Raw genomic sequence first — 20,331 nt, forward strand, 5'->3', positions numbered from 1 at the left:
GTCCTGCCGGGTTGCCCACGGATTCAAGCCTGCGTTCGGCCAGCGTGGTTTGACGGGGCGCCTGAGATCAAGATCAAGATCAAAAGCGACTCGCTGCGCATCGTGGTTACCGGTGGGCGCGGCTGCTTTGTGTAGGAGCGAGCTTGCTCGCGAAAAACGCACAGGCGCCGCGTTGATTCAGGAAGCACGCGGTATCATTGACGTTTTTCGCGAGCAAGCTCGCTCCTACAGTGGCGTCAACACTTTGGCTGTAGCCTCAAGCAGTGCGACGCTGCCACTCGTCCACCACATCGCCCAGTGTCTTGGGCGCGCCGTTGCGTATCCAGGCCATGAATGGACGGTTGAACTTGAATGCCGGGCCGCAGTGTTCAAGCATGAAACGGCGCACGTTTTGGGTATTCCTGTAGCTCGGGGTTACGGGTGTATCGCGGGTGATGACGCCACTGTGCCAGTCGAAATCCATGTTATGCCTCGCGGGTGGGATGCTGGGCACCAACATAACCGCAAATCAGCCACGGATCACCATTGCACCACCTTGCGCACGGTCATCAATGCCTGGCGTAACGCTGTCATCGACACCGACCCCAGGGCCAGGCGCAGCGCATGGGGTACATGGGCGGAGACGGCAAACGGTTCGGCGGTGGATACGCAGATGCCCTCGCGCTGCAAGCTCATGGCTACTTGGTCGGCGCGGGTGTCTTCGGTCAGCGGAAGCCACAGGAAATACGACGAAGGATGGCTGATGTAGGCCAACCCCGTGAGCACCTGCGCCGCCAGGCGTTGCCGGGCCTGGGCATCTTCGCGCTTTTGCGCCTCCAGCCGCGCGACGGTGCCATCTTCGATCCAGGCCACGGCGATCGCACTCATCACCCCCGGTACGTTCCAGGTGGTTGCCATCAGGCTGCGCTCCAGGCGCTTGACCCACGCCAGGGGCGCCGCGACAAAACCCACGCGCAAGCCAGTGGCGACGCTCTTGGAAAACCCACCCACGTACACCGTGCGCTCAGGCGCCAGCGTCGCCAGCGGCGGCGGTGCGTGTTCGGCGAGAAACGCGTAGGCGGCGTCCTCGATGATCATCAGTTGATGCTGTCGGGCGATCGCCACCAGGCGCTCGCGCTGCGCCAGGCTCATCACCCAGCCCAGCGGGTTATGCACGGTCGGCATGCTGTAGACCGCGCGCACCGGGCGCTTGCGGCACAGGGCCTGCAGGTGATCCAGGTCCGGGCCGGTGGCGCCGGCCGGGATTGCGACGATTTCCAGGTGCAGGGTTTCGGCCAGCACTTTCAAACCCGAATAGGTCAACGCGTCGACGGCAATCACGTCGCCGGGTTTGAGCAGCGCCATCATCGTCACTGCCAGGCCGTGCTGGGCCCCGCTGACGAGCAATACCTGTTCTGCCTGCGCTGCCAGTCCGCGATCCACTAGGTGCCGCGCGACCACCGCACGCTCATGCAGGCGGCCGGCATGGGGTTGATAGCGCAACAGCGCTTCAAGGTCGCCGGACAACGCCAGTTGGCGCAGTGCGTTGCGCAGCAAGTCTGCCTGGCCGGGCAATGACGGGTAGTTGAAATTCAGGTCGAGCATGCCGGTCGCCACAGGCATCTGCCCGCTGCCCTGCCCCGGCGGCAACGCTATCTCGCGCACGAAGGTGCCACGCCCGGTCTCACCACTGACCAGTCCCATCGCCTCCAACTCGCTGTACACCCGGCTCGCCGTCGCCAGCGCCAGCCCATGGTCGGCGGCGAGTTGACGGTGGGTGGGCAGGCGTGTGCCGGGTGGCATCTTCCCTGAACGAATGGCCTCGGCGAACGTATCGACCAAGGATTTATAGCGAGCACGCGGCATAGTCGCTGTATCCATGACAATTTTTTGATTGCTCCAATCTTCGTCCCTAGGATGGCGCTTACGCAACTTTCCTTTTTTGGACATCGCCATGCAACGCACCTCCCTGTTCGACACCCTGGACACCCGCACCCAGGGCTGGATCAACGGTTTTATCGGCGTGGTGATTTTCAGCGGCTCGTTACCGGCCACACGCCTGGCGGTGATGGAGTTCGACCCGGTGTTCTTGACCATGATCCGCGCGACACTCGCGGCCATCCTGGGGATGTGCCTGCTGCGGAGGTTCAAGGAAAAACGCCCCACCCGCCAACAATGGGCGCCCTTGGCCATCGTCGCGCTCGGCGTGGTGATCGGGTTTCCGTTGCTGACCGCGCTCGCGCTGCAATACGTGACCTCGGCGCACTCCATTGTGTTTATCGGCCTGCTGCCACTGGCAACGGCCCTTTTCGCTGTACTGCGCGGCGGTGAGCGGCCAGGGCGGGTGTTCTGGTTGTTTTCGCTGCTGGGCAGTGCGCTGGTGGTGGGTTACGCCTTCGCCCAGGGCCTGAGCGCCGCGCCCGCCGGGGATGTGCTGATGCTGTTGGCGGTGCTGGTCTGCGGCCTGGGCTATGCCGAAGGCGCCACGCTGTCACGTAGCCTCGGCGGCTGGCAGGTGATTTGCTGGGCCCTGGTGGCGGCGCTGCCCATCGTCGCGCCGTTGAGCCTGCTGCTGGCACCCGCCTCGTTCACCGGCATCAGCCTGCCGGCTTGGCTGAGCCTGGGTTACGTGGCCATGTTCAGCATGTTGATCGGCTTTGTGTTCTGGTATCGCGGCCTGGCCCAGGGAGGCATTGCCGCAGTCGGCCAGTTGCAGCTGCTGCAACCGTTCTTCGGCCTGGCCCTGGCGGCGGGCCTGTTGCATGAGCAGGTGAGCCTGGGGATGCTGGTGGTCACGTTGGCGGTGATCGGTTGCGTGGCCGGAGCCAAAAGGTTCGCACGCTAGCGCGACGGCCCAAGGCCTGCTAAACAGAAGTGTCGTCCCCCGCCCTATTGCCAATCGAGGACTGCACCGATGACGCGTCTCACCGCCAAAGACTTTGCGCCCGAACTGCTGGAACTCTACGACGGCTACGCCCACGGCAGGCTTAACCGCCGCGAATTTCTCGACCGCGCCGCGCTGTTTACCCTGGGTGGCCTGACCGCCTCGGCCCTGCTCGCAGCCCTGAGCCCCAACTATGCGCTGGCCGAGCAGGTGAAATTCACCGATCCCGACATCGTCGCCGACTACATCACCTACCCGTCACCCAAGGGTAACGGCACCGTACGCGGCTACCTGGTGCGGCCGGCCAAGGCCGTCGGCAAGTTACCTGCGGTAGTGGTGGTGCATGAAAACCGTGGTCTGAACCCCTATATCGAAGACGTCGCACGGCGCCTGGCCAAGGCCGGCTTTATCGCCCTGGCGCCGGATGGCCTGACCTCGGTGGGCGGCTACCCCGGTAACGATGAAAAAGGCGTGGCCCTGCAGCAGACCGTCGACCCGACCAAGCTGATGAACGACTTCTTCGCCGCCATCGAGTGGCTGATGCACCACGACAGCAGCACCGGCAAAGTCGGCATCACCGGCTTCTGTTATGGCGGCGGCGTGACCAACGCAGCGGCAGTGGCCTACCCGGAGCTGGGCGCGGCCGTGTCGTTCTATGGACGCCAGCCCGAGGCCAGGGACGTGCCACGCATCAAGGCGCCGATCATGCTGCATTACGGTGAGCTGGATGCGCGCATCAATGAGGGTTGGCCAGCCTACGAGCAGGCGCTGAAGGCCGCAGGCACGACCTACGAGGCGTATATCTACAAGGGCGCCAACCACGGTTTTCATAATGATTCGACGCCACGTTATGACGAGGCGGCGGCGAACCTGGCCTGGGAGCGCACCCTGGGGTGGTTTCGTAAATACCTGGTCTAGTGCTCCAGGGCATACCGGCGGCAGTGGTCGAGGTAGCCCTGCTCATGGCTGCCCACCAACTGCACCACGCTGGTCCAGAGCCACGACGGCGCATCCAGCTGACGCGAGCGATTTTCCTGCAATACGGCCATCCAGGCCTTGCGCGTGGCTCGGTCCATTTGGCGGGCGTGGGCCACACCGACAACGCGGGCCAGATAACCGGCGGCATGCATGGCGTCGATTTCACTCAATTGATCCAGCTCCAGCTTCATGTCCTGGGGCAACAGTTCGCGGATGAAAAAACCGTGGTCCAGGAACCGTGTCGCCAGCATGCGCCCGCCCAACCCGGGCGACAACTGACGAGCGCCCTCCACCACCCGGCGCGCATTGTCGCGCGGCATTTTGGCGCGGGCCGCCCGTGGAGCGGCAGCGCCAACAGCTTCCTTGATATCGATCAGGCAATATTCCCGGTCGTCTTTGTCGCCCACCCCGAGCAATGCGGCATAGCGCAGTAAGCCGAGCGAACTGCAGCCCTTGACCCAATAGGCCGAGTCCAGCAATTCGACGTTGGCGTCCTTGGGTCGCCCCTTCAACGACGTCACCAACTGCTGGATGTCATCGGAGGCGCAGACCGCCGCCAACGCGCTTTTTTCCGCACGCGACAGCGACCAGAAGTGCTTGCCCAGGGGAATGGTAGGGCGCACCGCATCCATGCGTTCCCGGGCCAGGTTCTTCCAGGTGCGCTCGACCGCGCTGCGCATCCCGGCCTTGACTTGAGAAGGGCGTGGCGGTGCCTCATCGGGCTTATCCTTGAACGCCTGCGCATAGCCCACCATCATTTCTTCGAGCATGCGCGCAGTGGTGACACCGGGCAAATCGGACCCGCGCGCGGCGGTCGCCAACGAAAGCGCCAGGCGGACCAGGTCGTGCGCGGGGTTGCCGATCACGGTCTGGTCGAGATCGCGGATGTGCATGTCGATGCGCCCATTGTTGTCGCCGGTCGGGCCGAGGTTGCCGGCATGGCAGTCACCGCAGATCCAGATCGCCGGCCCATGGGGCAGACGGCGACCTGACTGACTGTGCAGCCACTCGTAAAATTGCACCGTACTGCCACGCACATAGGCATGGGCCGACCGGGCCATTTTCAAGTTACGCAGTTGGGTAAGGTGAGGCATGCGAGATGACGGACGCGGAATTTTCATGAACTGACTCATGTGCGGGGCTACGGTAGAGGATCGGCCCGCGAAAATGTTTCATTTTGTTTCAGTGATATCGCTCGGGGCTCTATTACAAGCGTTCCCAGCCACTGCTTGAACGCCAGCATGGCCGAGGTTTCGGCCCGTGACTGCAGGCGCGTCAGCCAGTAACTGCCGGTGCTGATCTGCACCTCGAAAGGCTGGCGAATCACATCGCGCTCCAGTTGCCGCGAAAACATCAGCGCCGGCGCAAGTGCCACGCCGACGCCCTGCAACGCCGCATCCATCATTGCCAACGACGAATCGAACACAATGCTGCGCGGCAATAAAGTGTCTGCGGGTAACCCGGCGGCCTGGAACCACAGGCTCCATTCATCGGCGCGGTAGGAGCGCAGCAACGTGTGTTTCAACAGGTCGGCCGGGGTGTGCAACTGTTCGGCAAGGTGGGGTACGCAGAGCACGCTGAGCGGTGCTTCCAGCAGTTGGCAGGCATCGGTGCCGTGCCAGGCGCCGGAACCGAAACGGATCGCGTAATCCAGGCCTTCGGCGGCAACATCGACGCGGTTGTTGTGCGTGGACAGGCGCAGATCGATAAACGGGTAGCGGCTTTGGAAATCCGGCAAGCGCGCCAACAGCCAGCCCACCGCAAAGGTCCCGACGGCGCCGACCGTCAGCACCTCGCGGTAATGCCCGGCCTCGAACTGGCCCAGCGTATGGGCAATGCGGTCGAACGATTCGCGCAGCACCGGCAGCAGGGTTTCGCCTTCGCTCGTGAGCATAAGCCCGCGCGGCAGGCGTTTGAACAGGGTGACATTGAGCTGCGCTTCCAGGCTTTTAACCTGGTGGCTGACCGCCGCCTGAGTCACACATAACTCGATGGCAGCCCGGGTGAAGCTCAGGTGCCGGGCGGATGCCTCGAAAGCGCGCAGGGCATTGAGGGGGAGATGGGAGCGCAGCATGCTTGGCCCTATTTTTTCTAATGGCTCGTGCAAGATATCATCGTTTGTACCGCTTCCCGTTAACGCCTAGATTGGCGACGCCCGCGCAGGCCCCCGGCATTCGTCAACCCGTTACATGGAAGCGAAAATAACATGCACGAAAAATCCTGTCTTAGCGTACGAAACCTCCTGATTTTATCGTTATTGCTGGTCTCTGGCCCTTGCATGGCCGTTGCTGACCTGCGCAATGTGGTCGACAGCAATGTCAAACCGCTCATGCAGCAGCAGCACATTACCGGACTGTCGGTGGCCGTGGTCAGGAACGGTCAGGCGCAATACTTTAACTACGGCGTAGCGTCCAAGGAGAGCAAGCAACCTGTCACTCAAGACACGCTGTTCGAAGTCGGCTCAGTGACCAAGACCTTCACCGCAACGCTCGGCGGCTATGCCCTGGCCAGCGGCAAGCTGAAGCTATCGGACAGCGCCAGCCAGCACTGGGCCGAACTGGCCGGCAGCGCGTTCGACCGCATCAGCCTGTTGCAACTGGCGACCTACACAGCGGGCGGCCTGCCGTTGCAATTCCCGCCGGCAGCCGACAGCGCCGCGACCATGCTCGGTTACTACACCCACTGGCAACCCGGTTACAGCCCCGGCACACAGCGTCTCTACTCCAACCCGAGCATTGGCCTGTTCGGCTACCTCGCGGCCAAAAGCCTGGGCCAGCCGTTCAACGTCGCCATGGAGCAGACGCTGCTCCCGGCGCTGGGCCTGAAAAACACCCATATCAACGTGCCTGCCGACCAGCTCGGCCGCTATGCCCAAGGCTACGATAAACAGGAAAAGCCGGTGCGCGTGGGCGCCGGCGCACTGGACAGTGAAGCCTACGGTATCAAGACCAGCGCCCAGGACCTGGCGGGCTACGTAATGCTGAACATGCACCCCGAGACCTTGAGCAAGGCGCTGCAACAGGCGATCGCCACCACCCACACCGGTTACTACACGGTCGGCGACATGACCCAGGGCCTGGGCTGGGAACGCTACCCCTACCCCATCACCGTGCAAACGTTGATCGACGGCAACTCAACGCCGATGGCGATGGAGCCGCACCGGGTCAACTGGCTGAAACCGGCCCAGGCGCAACCCGGCAACGTGCTGTACAACAAGACCGGTTCTACCAGTGGCTTCGGCGCCTACGTGGCCTATGTGCCGAGCAGGGACATCGGCGTGGTGATCCTGGCGAACAGGAACTACCCGAATGCCGAGCGGGTGAAAGTGGCCCATGCGATCTTGAGCGCGATTGATCACTGACGCCTGGCACAAAACCTGTACGGATGGGGTTGGGTAGCTCGGTAAAAATCTTGCAATAGTCAAAGCGGGAACGTGCTTTCGGAAATCGACGACGGATTAGCACTGCCGCACGTACGAAACGTGCGGTAGCTAAGTCGCCTTTCTGGAGTCCAGCGATGCCCGTTATCTCTCAACGCACTGCAGAACATCTTCCTACCGAGCAACCCTCTTCCACCGAGCCCGCTGCAGCGAATACGGCCACGGCGGTTTCGCTTGCCGAGCACGATACCCCGACCCCTTCATGGATTGAGCTGATCAAGCGCTCACCAGGTTACAAAGCGGAAAGCCAACTTGCCGCCGCTTATGCGGCCGAGCTGGTCAATGCGGCAGTTGACGCGAGTGGCGGCAAATACGACACCCCGGTGTTACCCGTCTCTCTCGACTCAAAGTTCGGACAATGGCGCCAGCACCTGGATGACCTGCTCGCAGGGCCCGACTTTCAGCAATGGGCGGACTTCAATAACATTGATCGCTCCAAGCCCATACGTATCTCCCCTCAATCGGGCGGGTCACAGGAACACATCACAGCGACGCTCAAACCCCGGTCCCATCATTATCCTGCGCAACTGCAGGTGTTCAGCCCTGGACAGGGCAAACCGATGCCGGACTCCTGGCGGCTGATCATGCAAGCCGCGAGCACCTTGACAGGCGATCGCAGCTCCGTCGTAGTGCCTGCCCCTGGCCAGTCCTCCCCCAGCGCACACGCCGAGCGTCCTGCCACGCTTTCCGAGATCGCCAAGTTTTACGGCGAATCTTTTCCTGATACCCGGCAGCAGGCCGTGGACCGCGCAAATGAGCTGAAACAGGAAGGCGCGTTTCCGATGCCCGATACCTCCCTGTCAAGCGCACAGCTTGAGAGAGGATCTGAAGAGACCCTCGAGCGGCAACAAAAGACGCTGGGCGATATCAACAATAAAAACCGACTGTTCCAGCAGCTGGGCAAGGCACTCAGCCCCGCGCCCGAGCCCGCTGACACCCGGCCGCATTTCATCGCCGAGCCGCAGACGCCCGAGGCTGCCGAGCGCATCGAAAAAGCCCGGATCAAGGAGTTTCTGCAGAGTAACCACGTACAGATCGACCCCGCTTCCTGGTACTTCCAGGACGCGCAGTTGACGCCCGAGGATAATGTCAGCATTGAAAAATTCATCGCCGATAGCGGCCGTAAGATTCCGGAAACGAAAGATGAGATAAAAATCCTTATTGAACACCTCAAGCATGACGTCCTGCTGGCCCCGCCCGATGGCAACTTCAAGGGTGCCTTGGGTTGGGCGGTGCCTCTGAGCCTGTATGAACAAAAGCAGGTTTACTCGCACATCGCCTATAACAATTTGCAACTGCCAGGACTCGGCGGCACGCACGCCAGCGATAGAACCGGGGGGGCCTTTAATTACCTGACAAAAAACCTGCACTTCACCTCCCAGCAGCTTCAATATCCTCGCCAAATATTGAGGGAGATTCTCGCTTCACCCAAAGCCAGGGAGTTGGAAGCCGCCCTCCAAAAGAAGATGGGGGCCGCAGAGGATAAAGACAGTTCCGACTGGGTCTTGGCAGCGATGGCGTTGGGACTGGGCTCTCCATCCTGGATGGAACCCGCCAAGAGAAACGAAGTGGCCGGCTATGATCTGGCCGACAAAGCCTTTTACGGCAAGCCGTTACAGACTATCCGCCAAGGCCTTGAGCAACACCTGGTGTCCAGCGGGCGCGCAAACCCTGATTTGGCGCCCACGGCCACCTATCTGTTGGCCCCGCCTGAACTGTTGGTCAAAGATATTCCCAACTACGTGACCTACGGCTCGCCCAGCTGGTTCAGCCTGAAAGTCACGGCAGCCTTCATCGAGGCAAAGAGCCCCGGCAGTTGCGCAAACATGACCTTTGACCAGGTGGCAAACTACGGCAGTCTGGAACCCATCACGGACGAGGATGAACAGCTGCTCGATGAGGTCAAGCAGGACGCATTGATCGATTGGGCATTGATGTTCGGGGTCCTGCCGGCCTCCACGACGGGCGACTATTCGGCCCAGCAATTGAACGCGGCGCACAGCACGTTCTCCGGGGTGATGGCCGGGCTGACGACTGTCAGCACCGACTTGAGCGCGCCCCTGCCCCTTCTGAAGGACAAGGCGTTGGAACTGATGGGCAAGCATATTAAAAATGTCGACCTCACCGCCAAGGTCATCACCCGAGCCGCGGACAGAACCAGTAATGCATTGAATACGGTGCCGTGGGACGTCACTTATGGCCCGTATTCGCTGCTGGACCTGAGTCTCTCCCAAAACCTTGAGGACCTGAAAGACAATCAGGAGTGGTACTCATCCGACCAGCAGAAGGTTCCGACCGGAGCGATCCAGGCGCTCAGCATCCTTCCCGATATAAAAGACCTTCACCAAACCGAACTGGCGGATTTCGAACGGCGCAGAACGAGTTCATTGACCAAACTCACCAAGCATCTGATTGCGCAATTGCCCCTGGCCGATCGACAGCAACTGGAATATGGGAGCCTCGAAATACTTCGTCAAAGGCCGATTGAAAAATTCACAGCCACCGGAATCGCAAGCTACACCAGTCTTTCATACCCCAAGCCGCAAAAAAGCAACATCGACGAACCCCTGCTGATCAAAGCGACCCATCGAGGGCGCACAATCACCTATGAATTCAATCCCGCCAAAAATTACATACGCTCAAGTTCCACCATCGCCGGCTTGCAAGGCAAATGGAAAGAAAAAAATACAAACTCGGTGACAGGATTCACCTACAAAAACGTGATTGTCGAGCCGCTGGTCGACGCCCAGATACGGGCTCAGGATTTACAAGCCAAAGTTCCAAGTGAAGCGGCTATTCCTTTTTCCTATAACAGCCCGCGCAGCCAGTTTCTCGCTAACCTGGTTACCCGTTATTCCTATCAGGACTACGACTTGAAAGCCCTGACCGCCGCCGCCCATCACACCACCAAGTTTGACGAAGAAGACGGCGACCACGAAGCCAATACCAACGCTTTACTGGGTACCATCCCGCTTGCGTCCGGGATCCGGAAGGCGATTCAGGGCGACTGGCAAGAAGCGACCATCTCACTTGTATTTGATGGCGTCATGCTGCTCGCACTGGGTTTGCCGAAAGCAGTTCGAGGGCTATCCTCAGTGCCCTCTCAGCTCAGGAGCGCTCGAACATTCGGTGGCCAACTGTTCAAAAACACACGCAACATTTCTGCTTATGCCTCCAATGGGCCATTCAGGAACCTGACCCGCGCCCGGACCGGACGCTATGAACTGTCCAAGTTTGCTTCCCGTCACGATGTGGTCGAGGGCACCTATAAAAAAGGCAGTGCAACCTTGTCTGCACCGGCCAAGTTGGACGGCAAAACTGGGAAATGGCATGCGTTCGATCCTGTGAAGAACAAATCGTATGGCAAGCCACTTGAGAACTACACCCCGCATGCTCATATTGATGATGCATTGCCGGGTCCGAGCGGTGGCGGCCTTGCGCAGCGGGAACGCGCACTGGACACGGCGTTAGGGCGCGATAACGTGATTCAGTTGGGTGGCCCGATGAAAGATCTAAAAATGCTGGGCCATGAGATGCATACATTCTCCGATGTCTATAAAGGCAAGAAGCGACTTAACATTGTTGCCCACGGGCGCAAGCCCAATGCAATGGATCAAGGGTTCGGCACAGGTACACGCGCCTATGTGGACAATGTTCCCTATGATGCTCCCGGGCTGGTCAAGTTGCTACGCAGCAAAGGTGTGGATCCGTCCAAATATCATAATGTGCGTTTGTTGATTTGCTATTCGGCCAATGGGCGTCACAGACCCTTCGCACGTCTGTTTCAACAAGAAATAAAAAGGCCAGTAAAAGCGTTTGAGGGACCGGTATTCATGAGTCACGGCTCAACGCCAATGGCGCACGACCTGAAGAAAGCTCGAGAGGCGATCTCTCAAGCCTCACCGCACCTTGGTATGCATGCGGTGGATAGAAAAGCGCGTGAAATGATGGAGGCCATGTATGGTAAATTGCAAGTCACGCCTGACATCGTAAAAACCCATGGAAGCACCATTCGTATCAACATGGCCCCTCCTGACAAACCGGTAGTATGGCAGGACACCACGGTGAACTACCTGCCACAAAAATTTGGACGCTAACACCCTGCCAGTCTTTTAGAGACTGGCCTTTGATTTTGCCGGATCAGCATACGCCCACGTCATCCGAAACGACGCCCCGCCCCACTCCGAATCCAGCACGTGCACCTGCCCGCCGTGCCACTGGCTGACCCGCTTGACCAGCGCCAGGCCCAAGCCAAAGCCGCCTGTGCGGCGGTCGCGGCTGGTATCCAGGCGCAGGAAGGGCTCGAAAATCTTGGTGCGCCCCTCCAACGGCACGCCCGGGCCGTCGTCATCGACCCGCACTTCATAGCCGCTGCCGAACTTCACCAGCGACACTTCCACGCGGCGATCGGCATAACGGATCGCATTGCGCAGCAGGTTGATCAGCGCCCGCGCCATAAAGCGCGGCTCGATCTGAATAACATCGACTTCACAGGTGCGCAGCGACAATTGCACGCCCGCCGCCTCGGCCTCCAGCGTCACGCTGCCGATCACGCTGTCCAGCCAGCTCTGGGCCTCGATATTTTCGCGGGTAACCTGGGTCGCGCCGCGCTCCAGGCTGGCATAGGTCAGCAGTTCGGAGACCATCTCTTCCAGCTCGCCAAGGTCGGCGTACATATCGGCGATCAACTGGCGGCGTTGGCGTGGATCGGCCTGCTGCTTGAGCTGATCCAGTTCAAAGGACAAGCGCGCAATCGGCGTGCGCAGTTCGTGGGACACCGCATTGGTCAGCTCGCGCTGGTTGGCGATCAGGCTTTCGATGCGCTCGGCCATCTGGTTGAAGTGCCCGGCCAGTGCGCGCACGGTAGAGCGGCGCGGCAGCAGAATGCGCGAGCCGAGGTCGTTGTCGCCGAAGCGCTGCGCCGCCAGGCGGATGTGTTCCAGGTCGCGCCAGTGCGGGCGCACCCAGAAGTACAGGACGATAGCCAGGCTCACGCCGAGCAAGCCATAGGCCCACAGGTACAGCCACGTGGGCTCTTCCGGCAGTCGAATCTCAAGCAATTGCGCGCCGTCGTCGATAGGCGCGAGAAACTTCATGAAGTCCTCGCGCACCACCACCTGATCATTGGCAAGCAGCTTCTGTTCACGCTCGCTCAGGTGCTGGGCGCCGCGCTGCACCAGTTTCAGACGCAGGCCATAATGCGGTTGCAGCTCATCCAGGCGTGCCTGGCGCGCCGCGCCCTGCACCGGCCGCAGTTGCTCCACAAGGGCCCACGCCGGGCCCCGCAAGGCCTCTCGGTTATAGGTCTCGTTGGACTCGGGCATGTACGCGTCCAGGCCGTAATTGACCAGCCAGATTGCCCCGGCCAGGCCGAGCGCGAGGATCACATAGAGACGCAGGTACAGGCGCAGCACCTAAACCTCCCACGCGAACGCATTGAACAGGTAGCCCTTGCCCCAGATGGTCTTGATGCACACCGGCTCCCGCGGGTTGTCATTGAGCTTGCCGCGCAGTTTGCTGATATACACGTCGACGCTGCGATTCAGGCCATCGAAGGCAATACCGCGCATACGATTGAGAATGTCGTCGCGCGAAAGGGTGGTTCCGGCGTTGCTCGCCAGCAGCCACAGCAACTCGAACTCCATGGTGGTGAGGTCGATCTGCTCATCGCCCAGCCTGACCACCCGACAACTGCGATCAATCGACAACCGGCCAAACGCCAGGGCGCCGCGCACCACGGGCTCGGGCGCCTGGCGCCGTTGCAACGCGCGCAAACGGGCGAGCAGCACCGGTGGCTTGATCGGCTTGATCACGTAATCGTCAGCGCCGGACTCAAGGCCGAGGATATGGTCCAGATCATCTTCCCTGGCCGTCAGGATCACAATGGGCGTATCCGACACACTGCGAATCTCCCGGCACACATGCAACCCGCTCTGGCCCGGCAGCATCAGGTCGAGCACGACCATTTTCGGCTTGAACGCCAGAAACGCATCCAGGGCCAGGTCGCCCCGGTGCACCACCCGCACCTCGAAACCGTGTTGCGACAGAAAATGCGCGATCAGCCCTGCCAGCCTCTCGTCGTCTTCGACGAGCAAGACCTTGCCCAGCCCCAGGTTTTCCATAAGTTCCCAGTGTACGAACGCAGATTGAAAGGCCGGCATTATAGGTGGCAAGCTGGTCGAGAAGAGCAGCGCCCGTGTACCGTGTCGGCAAGCTTCATGCTTTTAAGAGTTTTTAACAAATAGCCTGCAATCTTTTACGCCATTCACAGGGAGTCATATGCGCAGGGATTACCTGGCGTTCTTTTTTTCGATGTTCCTGTCGCGGCTGGCGGACCAGATCCTGTTGTTCATCGTGCCGCTGGTGGTGTTCCAGACGACCCGGAGTGTGTCGTGGGCAGGCCTGGCGTTCTTTGTCGAATCGCTGCCGCGCTACCTGGCATTCCCCGTATGCGGGGCCTTGTGCGACCGGTTTTCCCCGGTGCGCATCCTGCATGTCAGTCAAGTGTATCGGGCCCTGGCCTGCGCGATGGCGGTTGCGCTGTACGGGCTGTTCGACGGTATCCAGTGGCTGGTGATCCTGTCTGCGGTGTGCGGAGTATTGACCACCCAGGGCATCATGGCGCGGGAGGTGGTGATGCCGCATATCTTCCACCACTACACCTACGCCAAGACCTTGTCCTATTCACAGATCGCCGACCAGAGCGGCCTGGTACTCGGGCCTTTGGTGGCGGCGTTGATGCTGGAAGTCTGGCAGTGGCCCTGGGTGGTGCTGGCAATCGCCGCGCTGTTTGTGCTGGCGGACCTGGCGATGCGAGTCTGGCAGCGCAACACCACGGTGGACCTGCCCCTCCACGAACAACCCGCAGGTATCTGGCTGCAACCCTTGCGTACCGCCTTCGGCCACATCCGCAACCGGATGGCGTTGAAACGCATCATTACCCTGGCGGTGGGTGTGAACCTGATTGTCGGGGTCACGCTGGCCACATCGGCGGCGATGGTCACCGGGCAATACGCGGCCGATAAAGACGCCTACGCCCTGCTGCAGGCCGCCGGCGCGGTGGTGACCCTGGTGATTCTGTTTTACCTGGCGCGTTCGACCCTGGCGCTGAAGGCGCTCGGCGGGCTGTCGTATTCGATGATTGTCGTTGGCGCGCTGGTCACCGCCATCAGCCCCGGCCTGTGGGCGTACGCCGTGGGCTTCCTGCTGGTGAGCGGGTTCGACAAGATGTTCAACGTGTACATGCGCAGCATGCGTCAGCGGGTCATACCGGTGCAGGATTTCGGCAAGACAGTGGGCGTGATCACCTTGCTCAACAATCTGGCCCAGCCCTTGGCGGGCCTGATGATTGCCGTGCTGGCCGCGCCCTTCGGCACGCAAACGGTCATCCTGCTGCTGAGCGCAATCAGCGCCTTGATCGGCGTGGCCGTGGCCTCAGGCTGGCACGCCACTGTGAAAGCGGAACTCGACGTCGGGTGACTCGATCAGTGCCTGCTCGGCCGCCCTCACCCGCTCGATCACCTGGCCGATGTCCTTGGCGTCACCGTACTGGTACGCCAATTTCAGGTAGCCCTGGAAGTGCCGTGCTTCGCTTTTGAGCAAACCGAAGTAGAACTTGCCGAGTTCTTCATCCAAATGCGGCACCAGCGCTTCGAAACGCTCGCAGCTGCGCGCTTCGATGAAGGCACCCACCACCAGGGTATCCACCAGTTTGACCGGCTCATGGTTGCGCACCACCTTGCGCAAGCCCGAGGCGTAGCGGCCGGCGGACAATTGACGCAGCTCGACCTTGCGTTTCTTGATCAGGCGCATGACCTGCTCATGATGCACCAGTTCTTCACGGGCCAGGCGCGACATCATATTGATCAGGTCGACGTGGCCGTGGTACTTGGCGATCAGGCTCAGGGCGGTGCTGGCGGCTTTGAATTCGCAGTTCTTGTGATCGATCAGCAGGGTGTCCTGATCGGCCAGCGCGGCCTGCACCCAGGCATCAGGGGTGCGGCAGCCGAGGAATTCGTGGATTTCGGGCAGGATCATCGGGCTCACGGGCAAAGGATCACAAAAGGGCGCCGATTATACCGACCCCGCTGCAGACCGCCAGCCATGGGCCTTGATGTACATCAAGATGACACCAGGCCAGCAGCAACTATAGTTGTTCCAGGCCCCTTCCTGGAGATCCGACCATGCAAGCCATCCGCAGCATACTGGTGGTCATCGAGCCCGAGCATTCCGAGAGCCTGGCCCTCAAGCGCGCCAAGCTGATCGCCGGGGTCACCGGCGCGCACTTGCATCTGCTGGTGTGTGACAGGAAGCATGAGCATTCGGCGCTGCTGAGCCTGCTCAAGTCCGGTCTGCAGGAGGATGGGTATAGCGTTTCCACCGAACAGGCGTGGAACGACAGCCTGCATGAAACCATCATCGAGGTGCAGCAGGCCGAGGGCTGCGGGCTGGTGATCAAGCAGCACTTACCCGACAGCCCGTTGAAAAAGGCCCTGCTGGCCCCGGCGGACTGGAAACTGCTGCGCTATTGCCCAACGCCCGTGCTGCTGGTCAAGACCGCTACGCCCTGGGCAGAACGGGTGATTCTGGCGGCCATCGACGTGGGCAATACCGACAGCGAACACCGTGCGCTGCATAACGCCATCATCGACCACGGTTTCGATATCGCGAGCCTGGCCAAGGCGCAGTTGCACGTCATCAGCGCGCATCCATCGCCGATGCTGTCGGCGGCGGACCCGACCTTCCAGCTCAGGGAAACCATCGCGGCGCGTTATCGCGAGCAATGCAAAGCCTTCCAGGCCGAATTCGACGTGGATGACGCACACCTGCATATCGAAGAAGGGCCGGCGGATGTGTTGATTCCCTTCGCGGCGCATAAATGGCAAGCGGCCGTGACCATCATCGGCACCGTGGCGCGTACCGGGATTTCCGGGGCGTTGATCGGCAATACGGCGGAGGTGGTGCTCGATGCGGTGGAAAGCGACGTGCTGGTGCTCAAGCCGCAGACATTGATGGATCATCTGGAAGAACTCGCCACCCAGTCCTGACATCGCGCCTTCAGGCACCGAGAACCCAATGTGGGAGGGGTCTTGCCCCCGATGACAGTGTGTCAGCCAATGCATCTGGTAACTGACACTCAGCCATCGGGAGCAAGCCCCCTCCCACACTTTGGAGTTGTATTGTCAGTCAGCGAATGCATCTTTCAGGAAGCCCGGCGCGATATAGCGCTGGTAATGTGCCTCGGAAAGGATAAAGAACTCCCGGTCAATGGCATCGCGCAACTGCGGCAGCGCCCAGTCGCGAAACTCCGGTAGCAGCACCATGCCGTAGGCCTCCAGGTTATTGATCACCCGCGCCCCACGCGCAATCAATTGGTAGGCCCAGCAATATTCGGACTGGTGCGGCACAAATCGAATCTTGCGCTGTTCCAACTGCCCGCGCAGGGTCTTGGGGTCGAAAACCTCGACTTTGCCGGCCATCACCTGCACCAGCAACTGCTCGAGCCTGAGCCAGACCGCGCGCTTTTCTTCTTCGTTATAGCCATTCCACTGGATCACCTCGTGGTGAAAGCGCTTGCAGCCGCGGCACACGAGATCGCCGTAGACCGTGGAGCACAGGCCGACGCAGGGGGTCTTGATGGTTTGGTTGGGCATGGGCGAAAACACGCAAATCAGCGAAACAGTGCGCCATGTTAGCCCTTTGTCTAAGGTTGATCACCCTGCAAACTTGGCGACGCAACTTACCTTTAGATTTTTTTTGCCGTAGAATCACCCGGCCTTGTAAGGCGCCAATAATCCGCTGGAAGCTGTTTTCAAAGCGTCACGAGCACAGTCGTTCCTTCAGAACGGTGTTGGCGCAGGTTTGACCCCGGTAGGTCAATGCTTGCGCCAACCCTCATCAGCTCCGTTCTGCAGGCGTAAAACTTTGAAAGCAGCTTCTGTAAGGAATGCCGGCAGCGCTGGCTTTGCGGCCCAAAAAGCCCCCGAGCGCACGCGTGCCGGTCATTCCTGGATGAGCGTCCCGTGGGACCACTGATGAGGGTAATAACTGTGCTTGAAGCCTACCGCAAACATATCGAAGAGCGTGCCGCCCTGGGTATCGTTCCCCAGCCGCTTAACGCCGAACAAACCGCAGGCCTGGTCGAGCTGCTGAAAAATCCTCCGGCTGGCGAAGAAGAATTCCTCGTTGACCTGATCACCAACCGCATTCCACCAGGCGTTGACGAAGCTGCCTACGTCAAGGCCGGCTTCCTGTCCGCCCTGGCCAAAGGCGAAGCCACCTCCCCCCTGATCGACAAAAAGCGCGCGGTTGAACTGCTTGGCACCATGCAGGGCGGCTACAACATCGTGACGCTGGTCGAGCTGCTGGACGACGCCACCCTGGCGCCTGTCGCGGCCGCCCAGCTCAAGCACACCCTGCTGATGTTCGACGCCTTCCACGACGTGGCGGAAAAAGCCCGCAACGGCAACGAACACGCCAAGGGCGTGATCCAGTCCTGGGCCGACGGCGAGTGGTTCCGCAACCGCCCTACCCTGGCCGACAAGATCAGCCTGCGCGTGTTCAAGGTCACCGGCGAAACCAACACCGACGATCTGTCCCCTGCCCCGGACGCCTGGTCCCGCCCTGATATCCCGCTGCACGCCCTGGCCATGCTGAAAATGGCCCGCGAAGGCATCGTGCCGGACGAGCAAGGCAAGACCGGCCCGATGAAGCAAATCGAAGAGATGCGCGGCCAGGGCTTCCCGATCGCCTACGTCGGTGACGTGGTCGGTACCGGTTCGTCGCGTAAATCGGCCACCAACTCGGTGCTGTGGTTCTTCGGCGACGACGTACCTTACGTGCCGAACAAGCGCGCCGGCGGCTTCTGCTTCGGCAGCAAGATCGCACCGATCTTCTACAACACCATGGAAGATGCGGGCGCACTGCCGATCGAGTTCGACGTCAGCAACATGAACATGGGCGACGTGATCGACCTGTACCCCCATGCTGGCAAAGTCTGCAAGCACGGCACCGACGAAGTCATCACCACCTTCGAAATGAAGACCCCGGTGCTGTTGGACGAAGTGCGCGCCGGCGGCCGTATTCCGCTGATCATCGGTCGCGGCCTGACCGACAAGGCCCGTGCCGAACTGGGCCTGGGCCCTACCGATCTGTTCAAGTTGCCTGAAGCGCCTGTCGACACCGGCAAAGGCTTCACCCTGGCACAGAAAATGGTCGGCAAGGCATGCGGCCTGCCGGAAGGCAAAGGCGTTCGTCCAGGTACGTACTGCGAACCGAAGATGACCACCGTCGGCTCCCAGGACACCACCGGTCCAATGACCCGTGATGAACTCAAAGACCTGGCGTGCCTGGGCTTCTCGACCGACCTGGTGATGCAGTCGTTCTGCCACACCGCGGCCTATCCCAAGCCGATCGACGTGACCACCCACCACACCCTGCCTGACTTCATCATGACCCGTGGCGGTGTATCGCTGCGTCCAGGCGACGGCATCATCCACAGCTGGCTGAACCGCATGCTGCTGCCGGACACCGTGGGTACCGGTGGTGACTCCCACACCCGCTTCCCGATGGGCATCTCCTTCCCGGCCGGTTCCGGCCTGGTGGCGTTTGCCGCAGCCACTGGCGTGATGCCACTGGACATGCCGGAATCGATCCTGGTGCGCTTCAAAGGCAAGATGAAGCCTGGCATCACCCTGCGTGACCTGGTGCACGCCATTCCTTACTACGCGATCCAGGCTGGCCTGCTGACCGTAGAGAAGAAAGGCAAGAAAAACGCCTTCTCCGGCCGCATCCTGGAAATCGAAGGCCTGAACGACCTGACGCTGGAGCAGGCTTTCGAGCTGTCCGACGCCTCGGCCGAACGTTCGGCTGCCGGTTGCACCATCAAGCTGTCCAAGGACTCCGTCACCGAGTACCTGAACTCCAACATCACCCTGCTGCGCTGGATGATCGGTGAAGGCTACGGTGATGCGCGTACCCTGGAACGTCGCGCCCAAGCGATGGAAGCCTGGGTGGCCAACCCTGAGCTGATGGAAGCCGATGCCGACGCCGAATACGCCGAAGTCATCGAGATCGACCTGGCCGAAATCAACGAGCCGATCCTCTGCGCACCGAACGACCCGGACGACGCCCGTCTGCTGTCCAGCGTTGCCGGTGAGAAGATCGACGAAGTGTTTATCGGTTCGTGCATGACCAACATCGGTCACTTCCGCGCTGCCGGCAAGCTGCTGGAACAGGTCAAGGGCCAGCTGCCAACCCGTCTGTGGCTGTCGCCGCCGACCAAGATGGACGCTCACCAGTTGACCGAAGAAGGCTACTACGGCATCTACGGCAAGGCTGGCGCGCGTATGGAAATGCCGGGCTGCTCGCTGTGCATGGGTAACCAGGCACGCGTAGAACCGAATTCGACTGTAGTGTCGACGTCGACCCGTAACTTCCCGAACCGTCTGGGCGATGGCGCCAACGTCTACCTGGCTTCGGCTGAGCTGGCGGCAGTGGCTTCTACCCTGGGTCGCCTGCCGACTGTCGAAGAGTACATGGGCTACGCAGCGAAACTGGACACCATGGCCAGTGACGTCTACCGCTACCTGAACTTCGACCAGATTGCCGAGTTCCGCAAGATCGCGGCAAGCGCCAACATCCCGGTGATTCAAGCTTAACGGTGTGTTGATGTAGCTAACGCCGCGTATCGCAAGATACGCGGCGTTTTTTATGCCTGGAATAAAGTATCAGCAACACCACAAAACACATGTGGGAGGGGGCTTGCCCCCGATAGCAGTGGTTCAGACAACTCACAAGTGACTGATATTCCGCTATCGGGGGCAAGCCCCCTCCCACATTGGGATCTCTACCGATTTTGAAGCGTGTGTCAGCACTTAGACAACCAGCGAATATACCAACACGGTAATCCTGTACCGGGTAAACAAACGCCGCGTATCGCAGGTTACGCGGTTTTTTACGCCTGGAATAAAGTATCAGCAGCACCACAAAACACATGTGGGAGGGGGCTTGCCCCCGATAGCAGTGGTTCAGTCAACTCACAAGTGACTGA

Annotated in this window: 15 protein-coding genes; 7 read left to right on the top strand and 8 right to left on the bottom strand. The window is 60.6% G+C overall.

The features are described from left to right. Nucleotides 1-256 precede the first annotated feature (256 nt). Together BFP90_RS25885 and BFP90_RS25890 are read right to left on the bottom strand one after the other, a co-directional pair. On the bottom strand, nucleotides 257-463 hold the full coding sequence (locus BFP90_RS25885) for a DUF6434 domain-containing protein (RefSeq protein ID WP_065895416.1): 207 nt from the start codon (nucleotides 461-463) through the stop codon (nucleotides 257-259). A 56-nt stretch (nucleotides 464-519) separates the two neighbouring features. Continuing rightward, a complete protein-coding gene (locus tag BFP90_RS25890; protein ID WP_065898319.1) occupies nucleotides 520-1,845 on the bottom strand; it encodes an aminotransferase-like domain-containing protein in 1,326 nt (441 codons plus the stop codon). A gap of 88 nt (nucleotides 1,846-1,933) precedes the next feature. On the opposite strand from BFP90_RS25890, the gene BFP90_RS25895 reads away from it, so the two are divergent. Together BFP90_RS25895 and yghX are read left to right on the top strand one after the other, a co-directional pair. After that, nucleotides 1,934-2,824: a DMT family transporter gene (locus tag BFP90_RS25895; protein ID WP_065898320.1), complete on the top strand. Its 891-nt coding sequence runs from the start codon at nucleotides 1,934-1,936 to the stop codon at nucleotides 2,822-2,824. A gap of 69 nt (nucleotides 2,825-2,893) precedes the next feature. Further along, on the top strand, nucleotides 2,894-3,781 hold the full coding sequence (gene yghX, locus BFP90_RS25900) for a YghX family hydrolase (RefSeq protein WP_065895413.1): 888 nt from the start codon (nucleotides 2,894-2,896) through the stop codon (nucleotides 3,779-3,781). Here yghX and BFP90_RS25905 read toward each other — a convergent pair. Together BFP90_RS25905 and BFP90_RS25910 are read right to left on the bottom strand one after the other, a co-directional pair. Continuing rightward, a complete protein-coding gene (locus BFP90_RS25905) occupies nucleotides 3,778-4,962 on the bottom strand; it encodes a DUF2252 family protein (protein WP_065898321.1) in 1,185 nt (394 codons plus the stop codon). The two genes, yghX and BFP90_RS25905, sit on opposite strands and share 4 nt — an antisense overlap. Nucleotides 4,963-4,982: 20 nt before the next feature. Further along, a complete protein-coding gene (locus BFP90_RS25910; protein WP_218061254.1) occupies nucleotides 4,983-5,915 on the bottom strand; it encodes a LysR family transcriptional regulator in 933 nt (310 codons plus the stop codon). Nucleotides 5,916-6,047: 132 nt separating this feature from the next. Between BFP90_RS25910 and ampC the strand changes: the two genes are divergently transcribed. Together ampC and BFP90_RS25920 are read left to right on the top strand one after the other, a co-directional pair. Continuing rightward, nucleotides 6,048-7,202: a class C beta-lactamase gene (gene ampC / locus BFP90_RS25915; RefSeq protein WP_065898322.1), complete on the top strand. Its 1,155-nt coding sequence runs from the start codon at nucleotides 6,048-6,050 to the stop codon at nucleotides 7,200-7,202. A gap of 155 nt (nucleotides 7,203-7,357) precedes the next feature. Continuing rightward, nucleotides 7,358-11,377, top strand: a complete 4,020-nt coding sequence (locus BFP90_RS25920; RefSeq protein WP_065898323.1) for a hypothetical protein — start codon at nucleotides 7,358-7,360, stop codon at nucleotides 11,375-11,377. Between the two features lie 15 nt (nucleotides 11,378-11,392). On the opposite strand, the gene BFP90_RS25925 is transcribed toward BFP90_RS25920, so the two are convergent. Next, nucleotides 11,393-12,694, bottom strand: coding sequence for an ATP-binding protein (locus tag BFP90_RS25925; RefSeq protein ID WP_065895408.1), 1,302 nt, complete (start codon nucleotides 12,692-12,694; stop codon nucleotides 11,393-11,395). After that, complete coding sequence (locus BFP90_RS25930; RefSeq protein WP_065895407.1) at nucleotides 12,695-13,402, bottom strand: winged helix-turn-helix domain-containing protein; 708 nt, start codon at nucleotides 13,400-13,402, stop codon at nucleotides 12,695-12,697. It abuts the gene before it with no gap. A 157-nt stretch (nucleotides 13,403-13,559) separates the two neighbouring features. On the opposite strand from BFP90_RS25930, the gene BFP90_RS25935 reads away from it, so the two are divergent. Continuing rightward, nucleotides 13,560-14,759: an MFS transporter gene (locus BFP90_RS25935; RefSeq protein ID WP_065898324.1), complete on the top strand. Its 1,200-nt coding sequence runs from the start codon at nucleotides 13,560-13,562 to the stop codon at nucleotides 14,757-14,759. Here the strand turns inward: BFP90_RS25935 and BFP90_RS25940 are convergent. Further along, entirely contained in the window at nucleotides 14,715-15,317 is a 603-nt protein-coding gene (locus tag BFP90_RS25940) for a tRNA-(ms[2]io[6]A)-hydroxylase (RefSeq protein ID WP_065895405.1), read from the bottom strand. The genes BFP90_RS25935 and BFP90_RS25940 overlap by 45 nt on opposite strands. A 146-nt stretch (nucleotides 15,318-15,463) precedes the next feature. Here BFP90_RS25940 and BFP90_RS25945 point away from each other — a divergent pair, with 146 nt between their 5' ends. Then, nucleotides 15,464-16,327: a universal stress protein gene (locus BFP90_RS25945; protein WP_065898325.1), complete on the top strand. Its 864-nt coding sequence runs from the start codon at nucleotides 15,464-15,466 to the stop codon at nucleotides 16,325-16,327. A 135-nt stretch (nucleotides 16,328-16,462) separates the two neighbouring features. Here BFP90_RS25945 and BFP90_RS25950 read toward each other — a convergent pair whose 3' ends face one another. Next, a complete protein-coding gene (locus tag BFP90_RS25950; RefSeq protein ID WP_065898326.1) occupies nucleotides 16,463-16,933 on the bottom strand; it encodes a DUF1289 domain-containing protein in 471 nt (156 codons plus the stop codon). A 396-nt stretch (nucleotides 16,934-17,329) separates the two neighbouring features. On the opposite strand from BFP90_RS25950, the gene acnB reads away from it, so the two are divergent. Beyond that, a complete protein-coding gene (gene acnB / locus BFP90_RS25955; RefSeq protein WP_065885284.1) occupies nucleotides 17,330-19,939 on the top strand; it encodes a bifunctional aconitate hydratase 2/2-methylisocitrate dehydratase in 2,610 nt (869 codons plus the stop codon). Nucleotides 19,940-20,331: the final 392 nt, after the last annotated feature.

The organism is Pseudomonas sp. 24 E 13 (assembly GCF_900004715.1).
GTDB lineage: Bacteria > Pseudomonadota > Gammaproteobacteria > Pseudomonadales > Pseudomonadaceae > Aquipseudomonas > Aquipseudomonas orientalis_A.